Source organism: Variovorax sp. CAN15, from assembly GCF_030462475.1.
GTDB lineage: Bacteria > Pseudomonadota > Gammaproteobacteria > Burkholderiales > Burkholderiaceae_C > Variovorax.
Genome location: NZ_JASMRZ010000008.1, coordinates 36,148 through 51,069 on the forward strand (window position 1 = coordinate 36,148; position 14,922 = coordinate 51,069).

The 14,922-nt window shown below is 68.8% G+C and carries 13 protein-coding genes and 1 tRNA gene; 2 read left to right on the forward strand and 12 right to left on the reverse strand.

The window, feature by feature from the left end; genetic code table 11:
• Positions 1–7: 7 nt before the first annotated feature.
• The 4 genes from QMO14_RS08750 to QMO14_RS08765 form a co-directional block, all read right to left on the reverse strand.
• Complete coding sequence (locus QMO14_RS08750) at positions 8–1,540, reverse strand: tripartite tricarboxylate transporter permease (RefSeq protein WP_301506096.1); 1,533 nt, start codon at positions 1,538–1,540, stop codon at positions 8–10.
• A gap of 31 nt (positions 1,541–1,571) precedes the next feature.
• On the reverse strand, positions 1,572–2,093 hold the full coding sequence (locus tag QMO14_RS08755; protein WP_301506098.1) for a tripartite tricarboxylate transporter TctB family protein: 522 nt from the start codon (positions 2,091–2,093) through the stop codon (positions 1,572–1,574).
• 122 nt (positions 2,094–2,215) lie between these two features.
• The gene (locus QMO14_RS08760) at positions 2,216–3,247 is read right to left on the reverse strand and encodes a tripartite tricarboxylate transporter substrate binding protein (protein WP_301506099.1); all 1,032 of its coding nucleotides are present in this window, start codon (positions 3,245–3,247) and stop codon (positions 2,216–2,218) included.
• Positions 3,247–3,516, reverse strand: a complete 270-nt coding sequence (locus QMO14_RS08765) for a hypothetical protein (protein WP_301506101.1) — start codon at positions 3,514–3,516, stop codon at positions 3,247–3,249. The genes QMO14_RS08760 and QMO14_RS08765 overlap by 1 nt, the downstream gene beginning before the upstream one ends.
• Between QMO14_RS08765 and QMO14_RS08770 the strand changes: the two genes are divergently transcribed.
• Together QMO14_RS08770 and QMO14_RS08775 are read left to right on the forward strand one after the other, a co-directional pair.
• Positions 3,502–3,576, forward strand: a tRNA-Arg gene (locus QMO14_RS08770). The two genes, QMO14_RS08765 and QMO14_RS08770, sit on opposite strands and share 15 nt — an antisense overlap.
• Positions 3,577–4,103: 527 nt before the next feature.
• A complete protein-coding gene (locus QMO14_RS08775) occupies positions 4,104–6,968 on the forward strand; it encodes a hypothetical protein (RefSeq protein ID WP_301506103.1) in 2,865 nt (954 codons plus the stop codon).
• 220 nt (positions 6,969–7,188) lie between these two features.
• Here the strand turns inward: QMO14_RS08775 and QMO14_RS08780 are convergent, their stop codons facing one another.
• The 8 genes from QMO14_RS08780 to QMO14_RS08815 are packed head-to-tail and all read right to left on the reverse strand — an operon-like array spanning position 7,189 to position 14,855.
• Positions 7,189–7,512, reverse strand: a complete 324-nt coding sequence (locus tag QMO14_RS08780) for a hypothetical protein (protein WP_301506105.1) — start codon at positions 7,510–7,512, stop codon at positions 7,189–7,191.
• A 54-nt stretch (positions 7,513–7,566) separates the two neighbouring features.
• Positions 7,567–8,268 carry an EthD domain-containing protein gene (locus tag QMO14_RS08785; RefSeq protein ID WP_301506107.1) on the reverse strand — a complete coding sequence of 234 codons (702 nt, stop codon included), beginning with the start codon at positions 8,266–8,268 and terminating at the stop codon, positions 7,567–7,569.
• The gene (locus QMO14_RS08790; RefSeq protein WP_301506109.1) at positions 8,265–9,455 is read right to left on the reverse strand and encodes an NADH:flavin oxidoreductase/NADH oxidase; all 1,191 of its coding nucleotides are present in this window, start codon (positions 9,453–9,455) and stop codon (positions 8,265–8,267) included. The genes QMO14_RS08785 and QMO14_RS08790 overlap by 4 nt, the downstream gene beginning before the upstream one ends.
• Before the next feature lie 12 nt (positions 9,456–9,467).
• Positions 9,468–10,409 (reverse strand): DMT family transporter, encoded by a 942-nt coding sequence (locus tag QMO14_RS08795; RefSeq protein WP_301506111.1) that lies wholly within the window; start codon positions 10,407–10,409, stop codon positions 9,468–9,470.
• A gap of 1 nt (position 10,410) precedes the next feature.
• Positions 10,411–11,385, reverse strand: coding sequence for an MBL fold metallo-hydrolase (locus QMO14_RS08800; RefSeq protein WP_301506113.1), 975 nt, complete (start codon positions 11,383–11,385; stop codon positions 10,411–10,413).
• Positions 11,386–11,413: 28 nt separating this feature from the next.
• Positions 11,414–12,124 carry an ABC transporter ATP-binding protein gene (locus tag QMO14_RS08805; RefSeq protein WP_301506115.1) on the reverse strand — a complete coding sequence of 237 codons (711 nt, stop codon included), beginning with the start codon at positions 12,122–12,124 and terminating at the stop codon, positions 11,414–11,416.
• Between the two features lie 20 nt (positions 12,125–12,144).
• Positions 12,145–13,935: a branched-chain amino acid ABC transporter ATP-binding protein/permease gene (locus QMO14_RS08810; protein WP_301506117.1), complete on the reverse strand. Its 1,791-nt coding sequence runs from the start codon at positions 13,933–13,935 to the stop codon at positions 12,145–12,147.
• On the reverse strand, positions 13,932–14,855 hold the full coding sequence (locus tag QMO14_RS08815) for a branched-chain amino acid ABC transporter permease (protein ID WP_301506119.1): 924 nt from the start codon (positions 14,853–14,855) through the stop codon (positions 13,932–13,934). Before QMO14_RS08815 ends, QMO14_RS08810 begins: the two co-directional genes overlap by 4 nt.
• Between the last annotated feature and the right edge of the window lie 67 nt (positions 14,856–14,922).

A 14,922-nucleotide genomic window follows, 5' to 3' on the forward strand; every position in this document is an offset into this window, starting at 1 on the left:
CCTTCATTCAATCCACCGGCCGTTCGACGGCGAACTCGTCGGGCTTCTTTGGCTTCCTGACGAACGCCAGCGCCTTGGAGATCAGCGGCCAGAACAGCAGCACCAGCGCGAGCGTGGTGATGGTGCCGACCAGCGGGTTGGAGAACATGATCATCACGTCGCCCTGCGAGACCAGCATGGCCTGGCGGAACGAGTCCTCGGCCTTGTCGCCGAGTACCAGCGCCAGCACCAGCGGCGCGAGCGGGAAGTCGAGCTTCTTGAAGAGATAGCCCAGCACGCCGAAGCCGAGCATGAACCAGATGTCGAGCATCGCGTTGTGCACGGTGTAGGCGCCGATCGCGCAGATCACGATGATCACCGGCGCGATGATCGAGAACGGAATTCGCAGGATCGACGCGAAGAGCGGCACGGTGCTGAGCACCACGATCAGGCCGACGATGTTGCCGAGGTACATGCTGGCGATGAGGCCCCAGACGAAGTCCTTCTGCTCGACGAAGAGCAGCGGCCCCGGCTGCAGGCCCCAGATCAGCAGGCCGCCCAGCAGCACCGCGGCAGTGGGCGAACCGGGAATGCCCAGCGCCAGCATCGGCAGCAGCGCGCTGGTGCCGGCGGCATGCGCGGCGGTCTCGGGCGCGACCACGCCTTCGGTCTCGCCGGTGCCGAACTTGGCGCCCCTCTTCGACATCTTCTTGGCCAGGCCGTAGGCCATGAACGAGGCCGGGGTGGCGCCGCCGGGCGTGATGCCCATCCAGATGCCGATGAGCGAACTGCGGATGGAGGTCATCCAGTACTTTGGCAGCTGCTTCCAGGTTTGCCACACCACCTTCGGATCGATCTTCGCGCTCTTGCCCGAGAACTTCAGGCCCTCTTCCATCGACAGCAGGATCTCGCCGATGCCGAACAGGCCGATCACCGCGATCAGGAAGTCGAAGCCGCGCATCAGCTCGGGCTGGCCGAAGGTCAGGCGCAGCTGGCCGGTGACGGTGTCCATGCCCACGCTGGCGAGCGCGAAGCCCAGCGCCATCGACGCGAGGATCTTGAAGGGCGAGCCCTTGCCCATGCCCACGAAGCTGCAAAAGGTGAGCAGGTACACCGCGAAGAACTCGGGCGAGCCGAACTTGAGCGCGAACTTGGCGACCAGCGGCGCGAGGAAGGTGATCATCACCACCGCGAGGAAGGCGCCCACGAAGGACGACGTGAACGCGGTGGTGAGCGCCGCGCCGGCATGCCCGTTCTGCGCCATCGGGTAGCCGTCGAAGGTGGTGGCTACCGACCAGGGCTCGCCCGGTATGTTGAACAGGATCGAAGTGATGGCCCCGCCGAACAGCGCCCCCCAGTAGATGCACGACAGCATGATGATGGCCGAGGTCGGCGACATCGTGAAGGTGAGCGGCAGCAGGATCGCCACGCCGTTGGCGCCGCCGAGCCCCGGCAGCACGCCGATCAGCACGCCGAGGATGATGCCCACGAACATCAGGCCGATGTTCATCGGCGAGAGGATCACGTAGAAGCCCTGCATCAGGGCACTGATTTCTTCCATTTCGCTTGTGCTCCGTGAGTGTGGGGTTCGGTCAGTAGCCGAGGAACCGAAGCGGATCGAGCGCGCCCTTGAACAGCGGCACCTTGAACCAGACCTCGAACATGCAGAAGAAGAGCGTGTTCACGGCCAGCGCGGCGAACACGCTCTTGAACCACGCGTACTTGCCCAGCACCATCATGAAGAGCGCGATGTAGATCGCCGACGCCACGTAGATGCCGAGGAGGGAGATCGCCAGCACGTAGACCGTGGCCGGCACCAGCACCGACAGCACGCGCTTGAGCTGCACCGGGTCGACGAAGACCGTGGTGTTGCGGTTCTTGCCGAGCAGCGACTGGTAGAGGATGCCGGCGCCCGATATCGTGATGATCACGCCGATGAAGAACGGGAAGTAGCCGGCGCCCGGGCCGTCGGTGGTCCAGCCGGCGCCGAGCTTGCGCGCCTCGAAGACCACCACCAGGCCGATGACCAGCAGCGCCACGGCCACCGCCGCTTCTACGAGGTGGGTGGAGATGCCCGTGCGCGCCGGGCCCTCGGATGATTCGTCGTGCTCCATGGAGCCCCCATCGTGGTTGTTTGAAGGAAGGAAAGAACGAAGAAAGGAAACCGGCGTGCGCTCGCGGCGCACGCACCCGCTGCCGCAGGGCGCGGCAGTCGTCGCGGCCGACCTGTGCCGGCCTACTTGTTGCTCGCGAGGAAGCCCGCGTCGGACATCAGCGTGCGGTGCGTCGCCTCGGCCTCGGTGAGCCACTTCGCGAAGGCGTCGCCGGTCATGAAGGTCGGGTTGAAGGCGCCCTTCTCCATATATTCCTTCCAGTCCGGCGTGGCCGCCACCTTGGTCAGCAGGTCCTTGTAGAAGGCGAGCTGGTCGGGCGTGACGCCGGGCGGCATGAAGATGCCGCGCAGCATCGTGTACCTGGTGGGCACGCCCGCTTCCTTGCAGGTGGGGATGTCGTTCCACGACTGCGTGTCGGTGACCTTGGCCTTGAAGGGCATGCGCTCGTCGTCGAACACGCACAGCGCGCGCAGCTTGCCCGCGCGCCATTGCGCCACCGCCTCGATCGGGTTGTTCACCGTCGACTGCACATGCMCGCCCACCAGCTGCACCGCCACCTCGCCGCCGCCCTTGAACGGCACGTAGATGAACTTGGTGCCGGTGGCCTTCTCGAGCGCGACCGTGATGATCTGGTCTTCCTGCTTCGAGCCGGTGCCGGCCATCTTGAACTTGTTGGGCCCCGCGGTCTTCACCGCCGCGACGTACTCACCCGCGCTCTTGTAGGGTTCGGAGGCATTGGTCCACAGCACGAACTGGTCGAGCGCCAGCATCGCGACCGGCGTCATGTCCTTCCAGTTGAAGGGCACGCCCGTGGCCATCGGCGTGGTGAACAGGTTCGACAGCGAGATGACGATCTTGTGCGGATCGCCCTTCGCTTCCTTCACCGCCAGGAAGCCCTCGGCGCCCGCGCCGCCGGACTTGTTGACGACGATCAGCGGCTCCTTCATCAGCTTGTACTTGATGACGATGCCCTGCAGCAGCCGCCCCATCTGGTCGGCGCCCCCGCCGGTGCCGGCGGGAATCACGAACTCCACCGGCTTGGTGGGTTCCCATGCGAAGGCGGGCGCGGCACCGGTCGCCAGCGCCGCCGCGGCGGCAGTGGCAGCAAGAACGGCAGTCGCGCGGCTCAGAACATTCGAGGCGATCTTCTTCATCAGGTTGTCTCCTGTGTAGTGATTTCGCTCTTTTTTGTTCTTGAATCTGAGCAGAGATGCGAACGGGCACGATGGTGCGCGCCGCCGTTTCGCGGCGGCTTGATCGCGGTCAACTTTTTGCAGATTTCGTATCGGGGTAAGCCCGCGCAGGCGATGCGCGAGGGGCCGGACACGCCCCCGGCCGGGACTGTCATCGCGAACCCTATAAAATCGCGGGCGCGCACCGGGCTCACCGCTTCGCGCATCCCCATCCGGTCTTCGTAGTTCAATGGATAGAACGGGGTCCTCCTAAGACTCAGATACAGGTTCGATTCCTGTCGAAGGCACCAAAAAAGCAAAAAAGCCGTTGAGTTCATCAACGGCTTTTTTCATTCAGGGGCCTGGCAGCATCGCTCAATAGGAACCCTCCCGCCCGAGCCTGACCGGATGCAACTCCATATCTCCGAACCGGTCGATCACGACGGCTCTCATCTCCGCGACAGGAAGAGTGTCGCCATTGGCCTCGATGACCCCGGGCCACTGCTTGCCGGCGATGCACCGTCTGCTCGCTCCGGAACCAGCCCACCTGAAGCTGATCCGTTCCCTTTCGCTGATGGAACCCCCATCGGCCCACAACAGAACTGCTCGCTGGAGGCTTTCGTCCAGCTCCGTGTCCGTTACGGGCGCGACGTGTAGCAACGCTACGTAACAAGCGCCAAAACGCGCTTGCCGCAAGCCCTCTGCCGAAGTATCTGTTTGGCAAAAATCTTCATTTAAATCAACGGCTTGCGCGTACCCAGCCGCAGTGCCAGCACCTGCGGGAAAAAGCGGCACACAAGTTGCCCCCTCAGTCAGTCCCACCACCGAGGAGGCTGCAATGACGGATGCCAATACAACGATTTCTTCGATCGCCGCAGGCGCCGACAGCAATGCCGGCGCCCCGGTGATCCTCGCGCAATCGACGGTCCGGCCGATCGCGCCGATGGGTGCGGCGAGCACCGCCACGGCAGCAACACCGGCCGCCGCACCTGCCGGCCTCGGCTCGCTGTCCAACGCCACGCCGGGCACGGTCGTCATGCGCGACGGCGTGGCGATTCCCGTATCCGGCAGCCAGACGCTGATGGCCGGCGACCGCGTGATCGTTCCGCAGGACGGTCACGCCGACGTTCTCTTTCCCGGATCGGCCACCAACAAGGCGCCGCTGGCCGGCGTGTTCACCGGCGGCACCGACGCCACCATCAGCTCGACCAAGCTCGCCAGCGGCCTGGAGCAGGTGAACGTGGACGTGGCCTCCGGCGACCTGGAAGTGACCGCGCCTGACAGCGATGCGGAAGCGGCCGCGCTCGCGGTGAGCAAGAAGACCGCCGCCGGCAGCGGCATCGGGCTGGGCGAATTCGCGCTCGKCGCCCTGGGCGCGGTCGGCCTCGCCGCCGCGCTGGGTGGCGGCGGCAGCGATGGCGGCGGGGTTCCCTTCTTCGCTCCCGGCGTCGGCGAAAGCGATGCAGACGCGGACGCGGACGCCGATGCCGACGCGGACGCGGACGGCGACTCGGATGCAGACGCCGATGCGGATGCCGACGCCGACGCTGACGCCGATTCGGATGCCGATGCCGATTCCGACGCGGACTCCGATGCGGACGCGGACGCCGACTCCGATGCCGACGCCGACGCCGACGCCGACCACCTGCTCGACCCGGGCGACGGCGCCGCCGGACATCTGCTCGGCGCGCTCGACAACCTGCTGGGCCTGGGTGGAGGCGGCACGGCGGCGGCCGCGCGCAGCGCCGCGGTCGCGAGCACCGCGCCCACGCTCTCGTCGCTGATGCCCACGGTCGACGGCCTCACCGACCTGGTGGACAACGTGCTCTCGCCGATCGCGGGCAACGAGTTCAGGCCCGACGATCCGAACGCATTCGATCCGCTGGACGACGCCGTCGGCGGCATCACCGCCGACCTCGGCGGCGTGCTCACCCCCGTGGTCGACGGCCTGCTGGGCGCCGGCCTGACCGGCGCGCTCATCGGCTCGCTGAACGGCCAGGTCGACTACCTGACCGACGCGCTCGACAACATCCTCGAAAACCTGCTCGGCGGCAACGGCCTGCTCGGCGGCGTGACCACCGGCCTGGGCATCGACGGCCTCGTGGACCAGCTCATCGGCGACAACGGCGTGGTCGGTCAGGTGCTCGACGGCCTGCTGGGCGACGGCAGCCTCGTGGGCAGCGTGCTCGGCGAAGGCGGTCTGGTCGGACAGCTGCTGGGCGACGGAGGGCTGCTCGGCGGCGTGCTGGGAGACGATGGCCTGCTGGGCGGTCTGCTCGGTGGCGACGGAGGCCTGCTCGGCGGCGTTCTGGGCGACGGCGGCCTGCTGGGCGGCGTGCTCGGCGGTGAAGGCGGCCTGCTCGGCGGTGTGCTGGGCGACGGCGGCCTGCTGGGTGGTGTTCTGGGCGGTGAGGGCGGCCTGCTCGGCGGTGTGCTGGGCGATGGCGGCCTGCTCGGCGGTGTGCTGGGCGGTGAGGGCGGCCTGCTCGGCGGTGTGCTGGGCGATGGCGGCCTGCTGGGTGGCGTGCTCGGCGGCGACGGCGTTCTCGCCGGCCTGCTTGGCAGCGAAGGCCTCACCGGCGGCCTGCTCGGCAACGACGGCTTGGTCGACGGCCTGCTCGGACCCGACGGCGCGGTCGGCGAGTTGCTCGGTGCAACGCCGCTGGGTGGCTTGCTCGGCGGCGAAAGCGGTCTGCTCAGCGGCGTATTGGGCGACAACGGGCTGGTCGGCGGACTCCTCGGAGGAGACGGCCTGCTGGGCGGTGTTCTCGGCAACGACGGCCTCCTGGGCGCCGAAGGCCCGCTGGGCGGTCTGCTTGGCGGCGACGGCGGCCTCCTGGGTGGCGTGCTCGGCGGTGAAGGCGGGCTGCTCGGCGGTGTGCTCGGCAACGACGGACTGCTGGGCGGTGTGCTCGGCGGCGATGGCGGCCTGCTCGGCGGTGTGCTGGGCAACGACGGACTGCTGGGCGGTGTGCTCGGCGGCGATGGCGGCCTGCTCGGCGGTGTGCTGGGCAACGACGGACTGCTGGGCGGTGTGCTCGGCGGCGATGGCGGCCTGCTCGGCGGTGTGCTGGGCGAGGGCGGTCTCGTCGGCGGCGTCCTCGGCGCTGTCACCAACGGCGATGCCGGTGGCCTGGTCGGCGGTCTGCTCGGCGAGGACGGTCTCGTCGGCGGCGTCCTCGGCGCTGTCACCAACGGCGATGCCGGCGGCCTGGTCGGCGGCCTGCTCGGCGAGGACGGCCTCGTCGGCGGCCTGCTCGGCGGCGTGACCGGCGGCGGCGCCTCGGGCGACCTGCTGGGTGGCGTGCTCGGCGAGCACGGCCTGGTGAACAACCTGCTTGGCGACGACGGACTCGCAGGCAGCGTGCTGGGTGCCGATGGACTGGTAGGCCACCTGATCGGCTCGCTCGGCGGCGATGCTGCCCCCGTGGCCAACGTGCTGCAGTCGGCGACCAGCGAAGCGGCCGCTCCGACGACCCATGCGGCCTCCAGCGCTGCAGCGCCGGCGACCGACATCCTGGCCGGTGCTTCCGGCACCGTGGCGCCGGTGGTCGAGACGGTGGCACATGTGGCAGAAGGCGCGGCCGGTACCGTCGCTTCCGGCGTGGCCGAGGTGGTGGCGCCGATCACCAGCCAGGTCGAGCAGACGGTGAGCCATGTGGTGAGCCCGGTCACGAACATCCTGCACGGCCTGCTGGGCTGAGCGGACCATCCGCTCGGTCCGCCACGGGCGCGGGTACGGCGATGTAGGCAAGGACTCACGTGCTTGCCTTGCGCCGTCCCGCATGGGCGGGCCGTGCGCAGAGTCAATGTGGAGGTTCCGTGTATCCCGGTTCCTCCTCACGGCGCATCCGTGCGTCGTTAAGCGCTCCCCCGAGGAGCGCTTTTTTTTGCGTGGGTACAGGCCGGAAGGCCCGCGGCCTTCAGCGGATCGCGCCCATCGGCACGACTTGCGGCGTCACCCTCGCTTCGGTCGCCGTCAGCAGCTGGCCGTTCGATTCCTTCCAGCACATGAGGTTGGTGCGGCCCGAGCCCGCCGGGCCGGGCGCCTGGATCGACACTGCCTTCCACCCCCTGCATGCGCCGCCGACGGTCGTGGGCCGGTCGAGGAACACGTAGTCGGTGCCGGCGTCGATGCGCATCACGCCGGCCACACCGGGCGGCAATGGCTTACGCGTCTGGGCAGGCGCCGCGCAGGCTGCGGCGGCCATGACGATGCCCAGGAAGAAGATGCGAGTGCGCTCCATGCGTGCCTGTTCGGTGTCGAGGAACGCCGATGTTAGGGCTGGAGTGCCGTCGGCCTACACCACCCGGTGCTCATACACCACGAAGGCCGTGATCTCCGCCAGGAAGGTGAGCGCATGCGCCATCGTCACTTGCCCCTGCGGCGAGGAGAAGGCGGCATCCAGCGTGTCGGTGTCCTCGAACCACAGCTCGACGATGCCGTCGATCGGCAGCTCGGCATAGCCGCAGGGCGCGCCCTTCACGAACTCGCGCGCGGTGACCACGTTCTGGCGGTAGCCGCTCACGCCGGGCATGCGGCGCACGTGGTCGGCGTGCACCTTCCATTCGCGGCGGAAGTCGTCCTCCGACTGTTCGGATGGCCGGCGCAGCAGCGATATGCGCTTGAGCAGCCCCCGTGGATTCGGCGGCAGCGCGACCACCTCGGTCTGCGCGACGGTCACGATGTGCAGGCCGCCGAGGAAGCGCTCCTCGTCGGCTCGGATGGCGGCTGCGAGTTCGCCGCGATTGAAGGCCGCGTCAGCCTGCGCGCCCTCGTCGAAGCCCAGCTGCGAGAAGCCATCGAAATCCCACGGCCCGCGCGCGAAGTCGATGCCGCGCTGCAGCCGGTCGAGCACGAGGTTCTGGCGGTAGCTGCGCAGCGTGGGCAGCTGAGCCACCAGCGGGCCGTGCCTGTCGCGCCAGTGGCTGCGGAAGGCTTCGTCGGTCCATTCGGCCTTCTTGCGGATCAGGCCCATGCGCAGGGTCGTCGGTTCGGTCATCTGCCTGTCTCCTTGTCTTCGAATTGCATGGCGGCTTCGGCCTCGGCGCGCGCACGCGCGAGGCCGGGCGCGCGCTTGGCCAGCCACACGCCATGGCGCACCGGCCAGCGCCCGAAGCCGGGGTCCGCGCCGAGGGCGGCGGCCGCGTGGTGCGCCCAGTAAGGGTCGAACAGCGCCTCGCGGCCGAGTGCGATCAGGTCGGCATCGCCCGCTGCGAGCACGGCCTCGGCCTGATGCGCGTCGACGATCATCCCGACGGCCTGCGTGGGCACCTGCGCCTCGCGCCGGATGCGCGCGGAGAACGGCACCTGGAAGCCCAGCCCGCGCGGCACCGGCAGCGCGCGCGTCTCCTCGGTGAGCCCGCCCGATGAGCAGTCGATCACGTCGACGCCGCAGCGCTTGAGCTCGCGCGCGAGCACCACCGAGTCGTCGAGGTCCCAGCCGTCGAGCGTGCCGTCGACCGCGGAGAGCCGGCAGAACAGCGGCTTCTCCGCCGGCCATGCGGCGCGCACGCGCTGCGCGATCTCCAGCGCGAGCCACATGCGGTTGGCGCGGCTGCCGCCCAGTGCGTCATCGCGATGGTTGGCGTTGGGCGACAGGAAGCTCGCCACCAGGTAGCCGTGCCCGAAATGCAGCTCGACCACGTCGAAGCCCGCCTTGTCCGCGCGCAGCGTGGCATCGACGAAGCGCTGCACAACCGCGGCGACGCCGTCGGCGTCGAGCACGCGCGGCACCGACCAGCCCGGCCCTGCCGCAATGGCGCTCGGGCCCAGGCGCTCCCACGGCTCCTCGTCGGCCGCCATGCGCGCGTCGCCGAGTGCGGCACCGCCCTCCCACAGCGGCTCGCTGCCGGCCTTGCGGCCTGCATGCGCAAGCTGCACGCCGATGGCGCTGCCCTGCGCGTGCACGAAGTCGACCACCGCCTTCAGCGGCGCGATCTGGCTGTCGTTCCACAAGCCGAGGTCGGCCGTGCCGATGCGTCCGCGCGGATCGACCGAGGTGCTCTCGGTGAGGATCAGCCCCGCGCCGCCGAGCGCGAACTTGCCCAGGTGCACCATGTGCCACGGCGTGGCATGGCCGCGCTCGGCGGCGTGCTGGCACATCGGCGAGATCACGACGCGGTTGGCCAATGTGAGGCCGCGCAGTTGCAGGGGCTGGAAAAGCAGAGGAAGGGAGTCGGTGGACATGAATCGAAGAAATCAGGGTGCAGACTTGGGCACTGCGGCAGCTGCAGGCCGCGTGCCCAGCCAGGTGCCGCTCATCACCGCGGCAAAGCCGAACAGGTGCCACCAGGTCAGCACCTCGCCCAGCAGCAGCGCCGCGACCGCGACGCCGAACACCGGCACCCAGTAGAGAAAGACAGCGGTGCGCGCCACGCCGATGACGGAGATCGCGCGGTTCCAGATCAGGTTGCCGGCGGCGGTGGCGGCCACGCCCGAGAACAGCACCAGCGTCCACGGCCACGCCCCCGGGAAGAGCTGCGCCGCACCCAGCGGCGACGGCCCGAGCAGCGCGTGCAGCACCAGCATCGCGGTGCCCATCACGTAGATGCCCCAGCTCATCGACAGCGGATCGATCTGCCGCGCCAGGCGCTGCACGCCCACGCCGCCGACCGCGAAGCTCACCACCGAGAGCGCTAGCATCAGGTCGCCCAGCCCCGCATGCGAGAGGCTCGCGCCCGGATGGCTCAGCACCACCGCCGCCACGCCCGTGAAGCCCAGCGCCACGCCGCACAGCCGCCGCGCCGTCAGCGCCTCGCGGAACACCAGCGCCGCCATCAGCGCCGACACCAGCGGGCTCAACGCCATGATCAGCGCGCCGTTGGTCGCCGTCGAACGCTGCAGCCCGAGCGCGAACAGGATCTGGTTGGCGTACACCATCAGGAAGCCGCAGCCAGTCAGCGCCGCGAGACGGCGCCAGCCGAACGCCGGCAGCCCGCCGCGCCGCCACAGCACGATCGCGCTCAGCGCCGCGCAGGCCACCGCCATGCGCAGCGCCGCCAGCGGCAGCGCCTCGAAGTAGCCCGTCAGCACCTTCACGGCCGACACGTTCACGCCCCACACCAGCATCCCCGCCAGCAGCCAGCCCTGCACGGCGGCGGGTGTGGCGTCGGGTGCGCGCGCGGCGCGGGTGGGAGTCACCTCAGCCTTCGAGTTCGTTCCACATCTCGATGTCGCGCTCGGCGGTCCAGATGCGCGGATGCGCATGGCCCGTCGCCTCGTCGTAGGCGCGCGTCACGTCGAAAGGCATGCAGTGGTCGAAGATGACCCAGTGGCCGTACGTGGGGCGCAGCGCCGCCACTGTTTCCTTGTAGATCGCATTCAGCGTCTTGCCCTGCGCCACGCCGCTGTTGACCAGCGTGTACACGTCGGAGATGAACGCGCGCGTGGAGGCGATGGCACGGCGCACGTCGGCGGCGTTCTCCAGCGCGGCACCACGGCCGGGCACCAGCTTCTCGAAGCCGAAGCCCGCGAGGCGGTCGAGCGTGGCGGGCCAGTCGCGGAAGTAGCAGTCGCCGGCGTAGGCGGTGCTCTGGTATTCGACGAGGTCGCCGGCAAAGCAGATCTTCTGGTCTTCGAGGTAGGCGATGGTGTCGCCCTTGGTGTGGCCGCGGCCCACCTGCGCGATCTTCACTTCGAGCTTCTTGCCCAGCCACACGCTCATGGTGCCGTCGAAGGTCATGGTGGGCCAGGTCAGGCCCGGCGGCACCGACTCGACGTTGCGGAACAGGCGCGGGAAGCGGCCGATCTCGCTGGCCTTGTCCTGCTCGCCGCGCTCGACGATCAGGTCATAGGTGTCGCGGCTGGCGATGATCTGCTCGGCGCCTTCCTTGAAGTAGGCCGACGCGCCCAGCACGCGCACAGCGTGGTAGTGGCTCAGCAGCACGTACTTGATAGGCAGCGGCGTGACTTCGCGGATGCGGCGGATCACGTCCTGCGCCATCGCGGGCGTGGCCTGGGTGTCGACCACCATCACGGCCTCGTCGCCGATGAAGATGCCGGTGTTGGGGTCGCCTTCGGCGGTGTAAGCGTAGGCGTTCTCCGAGAGGCGGGTGAACGAAACCTTCTTTTCTTCGAGGTCGGCCTGGCTGGCGAATTTCTTGGTGGTGGCGGTCATTGGGTGTCCTTTGAAGTGAGCGATGAAATCAGTGCGTGCCGAGGTACGCGGACTTCACCTTGGGGTTGTCGAGCAGCTCGCGGCCGGAGCCTTCGAGCGTGATGCAGCCGGTTTCGAGCACATAGGCGCGGTCGGCCACGCCCAGCGCCTGCTTGGCCATCTGCTCGACCAGCAGGATGGTCAGGCCCGAGCTGCGCAGCTGGCGGATGGCGCCGAAGATGTCCTTGATGATGAGCGGCGCCAGCCCCAGCGAGGGTTCGTCGAGCAGCAGCAGGCGCGGCTCGCTCATGAGCGCGCGGGCAATGGCCAGCATCTGCTGCTCGCCGCCCGACAGCGTGCCCGAGGGCTGGTGCTGGCGCTCCTTCAGCCGCGGGAATCGCGCGAACTCGCGCTCGATGGCGCGCTCGACGAAAGCCTTGTCGTTGCGGCGCGAGTAGGCGCCGAGCATCAGGTTCTCGCGCACCGTCTGGTCGGGGAACACGCCCCGGCCTTCGGGCGACAGCGCCACGCCCAGGCCCACGCGCTTGTGCGATGGCACGTGGGTGCAGTCGTTGCCGTCGATCAGCACGCGGCCTTCTGCCACGGGCTCCAGCCCGACGATGCTCTTGAGCAGCGTGCTCTTGCCGGCGCCGTTGGCGCCGATGATGGTGACGACCTCGCCCGCGCGCACTTCCAGGCTCACGCCCTTGACGGCCTCGATGGCGCCGTACGAGACCTTCACCGATTCGATTTTCAGCATGATGGTTTCGGTCTTTCTGCTCAGGCGGGCATGGCCGTGGCCAGTGCCTCTTCTTCTTCGTCGTCCACGCCCAGGTAGGCCTCGACCACGCGCGGGTTGGCCTGCACCTCGGCGGGCTTGCCCTCGGCGATCTTGATGCCGTAGTCGAGCACGATCACGTGGTCGGAGATCGACATCACCAGGTCCATGTGGTGCTCCACCATCAGGATCGACACGCCGCACTTGCCGATGCGCAGCAGCAGTTCGCCGAGCTCGGCGGTCTCCTGCGGGTTCAGGCCGGCGGCGGGCTCGTCGAGCAGCAGCAGTTGCGGCTCGGTGGCCAGCGCGCGCGCCAGTTCCACGCGGCGCTGCAGGCCGTAGGGCAGGCTGCCGGCGGGCCAGTGCGCCAGATGGCCGAGGCCGACCAGGTCGAGCAGCTGCAGGGCGCGTTCGCGCGTGGCGCGCTCCTGCTTGCCGGCGGTGGGCCACGCCACCAGCGACGACAGGAAGCCATTGCTCATGCGGCTGTGGCGGCCCAGCATGACGTTGTCGAGCACCGACAGGTCTGCGAACAGGCGCAGGTTCTGGAAGGTGCGGCCCATGCCCAGGCAGCAGATGGTGTGCGCCGGCTGGCCCACGATGTTCTGGCCCAGGAAGCGGATCACGCCCGCGTCGGGTTCGATCACGCCGGTGAGCATGTTGATCATGGTGCTCTTGCCCGCGCCGTTCGGCCCGATCAGCGCATGGATGTGGCCGCGCTGCAGGCGGAAGGACACGTCCTGCGCCGGCTTCACGCCGCCATACGACTTGGTCACGCCCTGCACCACCAGCAGCTCGCCTTCCCCGCCCGGGCCGATCTGCCCTGGCACGCCGCTGCCGCCCGCGCCTTCGCCGCGATGGCGCGACTTCAGGAACCACTTGTTGAACAGGCCCACCACGCCGCCGGGCATGACGTACAGCGCGAACAGCAGCAGGAAGCCATACAGGAAGTGCTGCGCCGAGGGCCAGCGCGCGAGCAGCGCGTCGGTCAGCGTGAGCAGCACCGCGCCCACCAGCGGCCCGTACATCGAGCCCGCGCCGCCGAACAGCACCAGCAGCAGGATGAAGATCGACAGGTGGAAGGTGATGAAGTCGGAGTTGATGTACTGGTTCTGCTGCGCCACCAGCGCGCCCGCGATGCCGCAGGTGACGGCCGCGACCACGAAGGCCATGACCTTGGCGCGGTACACGCGCACGCCGACGGAGGACGATGCGATCTCGTCCGCCTGCAGCGACAGCAGCGCACGGCCGAAGCGGCCATTCAGCAGGTTGCGCAGCAGCAGGTGCAGCGCCGCGCACAGCACGATGCAGAGGATGACCCACTGCGTGGTGTCCAGCGGCGCGCCCTTCCAGGTGAGCGGACGGATGCCGTAGATGCCCTGCGCGCCGCCGAACACATCGGTCCATTCGCCCACGAGCTTTTCCACGACGATGCCGAAGGCCAGCGTGACCATGGCCAGGTACGGCCCCTTCACGCGCAGCGAAGGCAGCGCGATGAGCACGCCGCACAGGCCCGAGATGACGGCGGCCAGCGCGAGCGCGAGCCACGGGTCCATGTCGGTGCGCGAAGTCAGCAGCGCCACGGCGTAGGCGCCGGCCGCGAACAGCCCGGCCTGGCCCAGCGATTTCTGCCCCGCGTAGCCGACCAGCACGTTCATGCCGGCGGCGCAGAGGTAATAGACGCACATCATGAAGGCGATGCGCAGGTAGTAGTCGTTGCCGGACATCGAGACGATGCCGCAGAGCACCGCCGCGACCAGCACCACGCTGGCGGGATGGGCGAGGCGCTTCATACCTTCTCCACCGTCGAGCGGCCGAACAGGCCCGTGGGCCGGAAAGCCAGCACCAGGATGACGAGCGCGAACACCGCCACCTCGCGCCACTGTGCCTGCCAGAGGTTGACCATCGACTCGAGCACGCCGAGCAGGAAGCCGCCGATCACACAGCCGCGCGGGTTGCTCAGGCCGCCGATCATCGCGCCCGAGAAGCCCTTGAGGCCCACGGTGAGCCCCATGAAGAGCGAGGCCTGCGCGATCGGCGCGAGCAGGAAGCCCGAGAGCCCCGCCAGCGCCGAACTGACGACGAAGGCGCCGATCATCATCGCGTTGGTGTTGATGCCCATCAGGCTGGCCACGTTGCCGTTCTGCGCGACCGCGCGCATCGCCTTGCCGACCATGGTGCGGTTCATGACGCGGTCGAAGCCGAGCATGACCACCACGGCAACGCCCAGCGTGAGCAGCTCCTGCGGGCGAACGCCCACACCGAACATGCGGATCACGGTGTCGCCCACGGGCGCGGGCACCACCACCGGCTTCGGGCCCCAGATGGCAAGCCCCACGCTCTGCAGGATCACGCCGAAGCCCAGCGTGCTCATCACCCAGGCCATGCCCGGGCGGCCCGCGAACGGACGCACGCCCAGCACGTAGAGCAGCCAGCCCAGCAGGCCCATCACGCCGAGCGCGGCCAGCAGCGCGAACAGCTGCGCGCCCGCGCCTGGCACGGCATCGCCGAAGGTGGTGGAACTCAGCGGCTTGCCCAGTACCAGGAACAGGGCGCTCATGCCGATGAAGGCGCCGGCCGAGACGAACTCGCCGTGCGAGAAGTTCAGCGTCTTGGTGGTCGTGAACGTGATGCTGAATCCCAGCGCCACCAGCGCATAGGCACCGCCGACGGCGAGCCCGCTGATGAGCGCCTGCAGGAGCGCTTCAACCATGGTGTGTATCTCCGTTGCGAGACGGTGCCGGCTGCCGCGCGGGCACGCCGGTCGCGTCTCTTCTTTC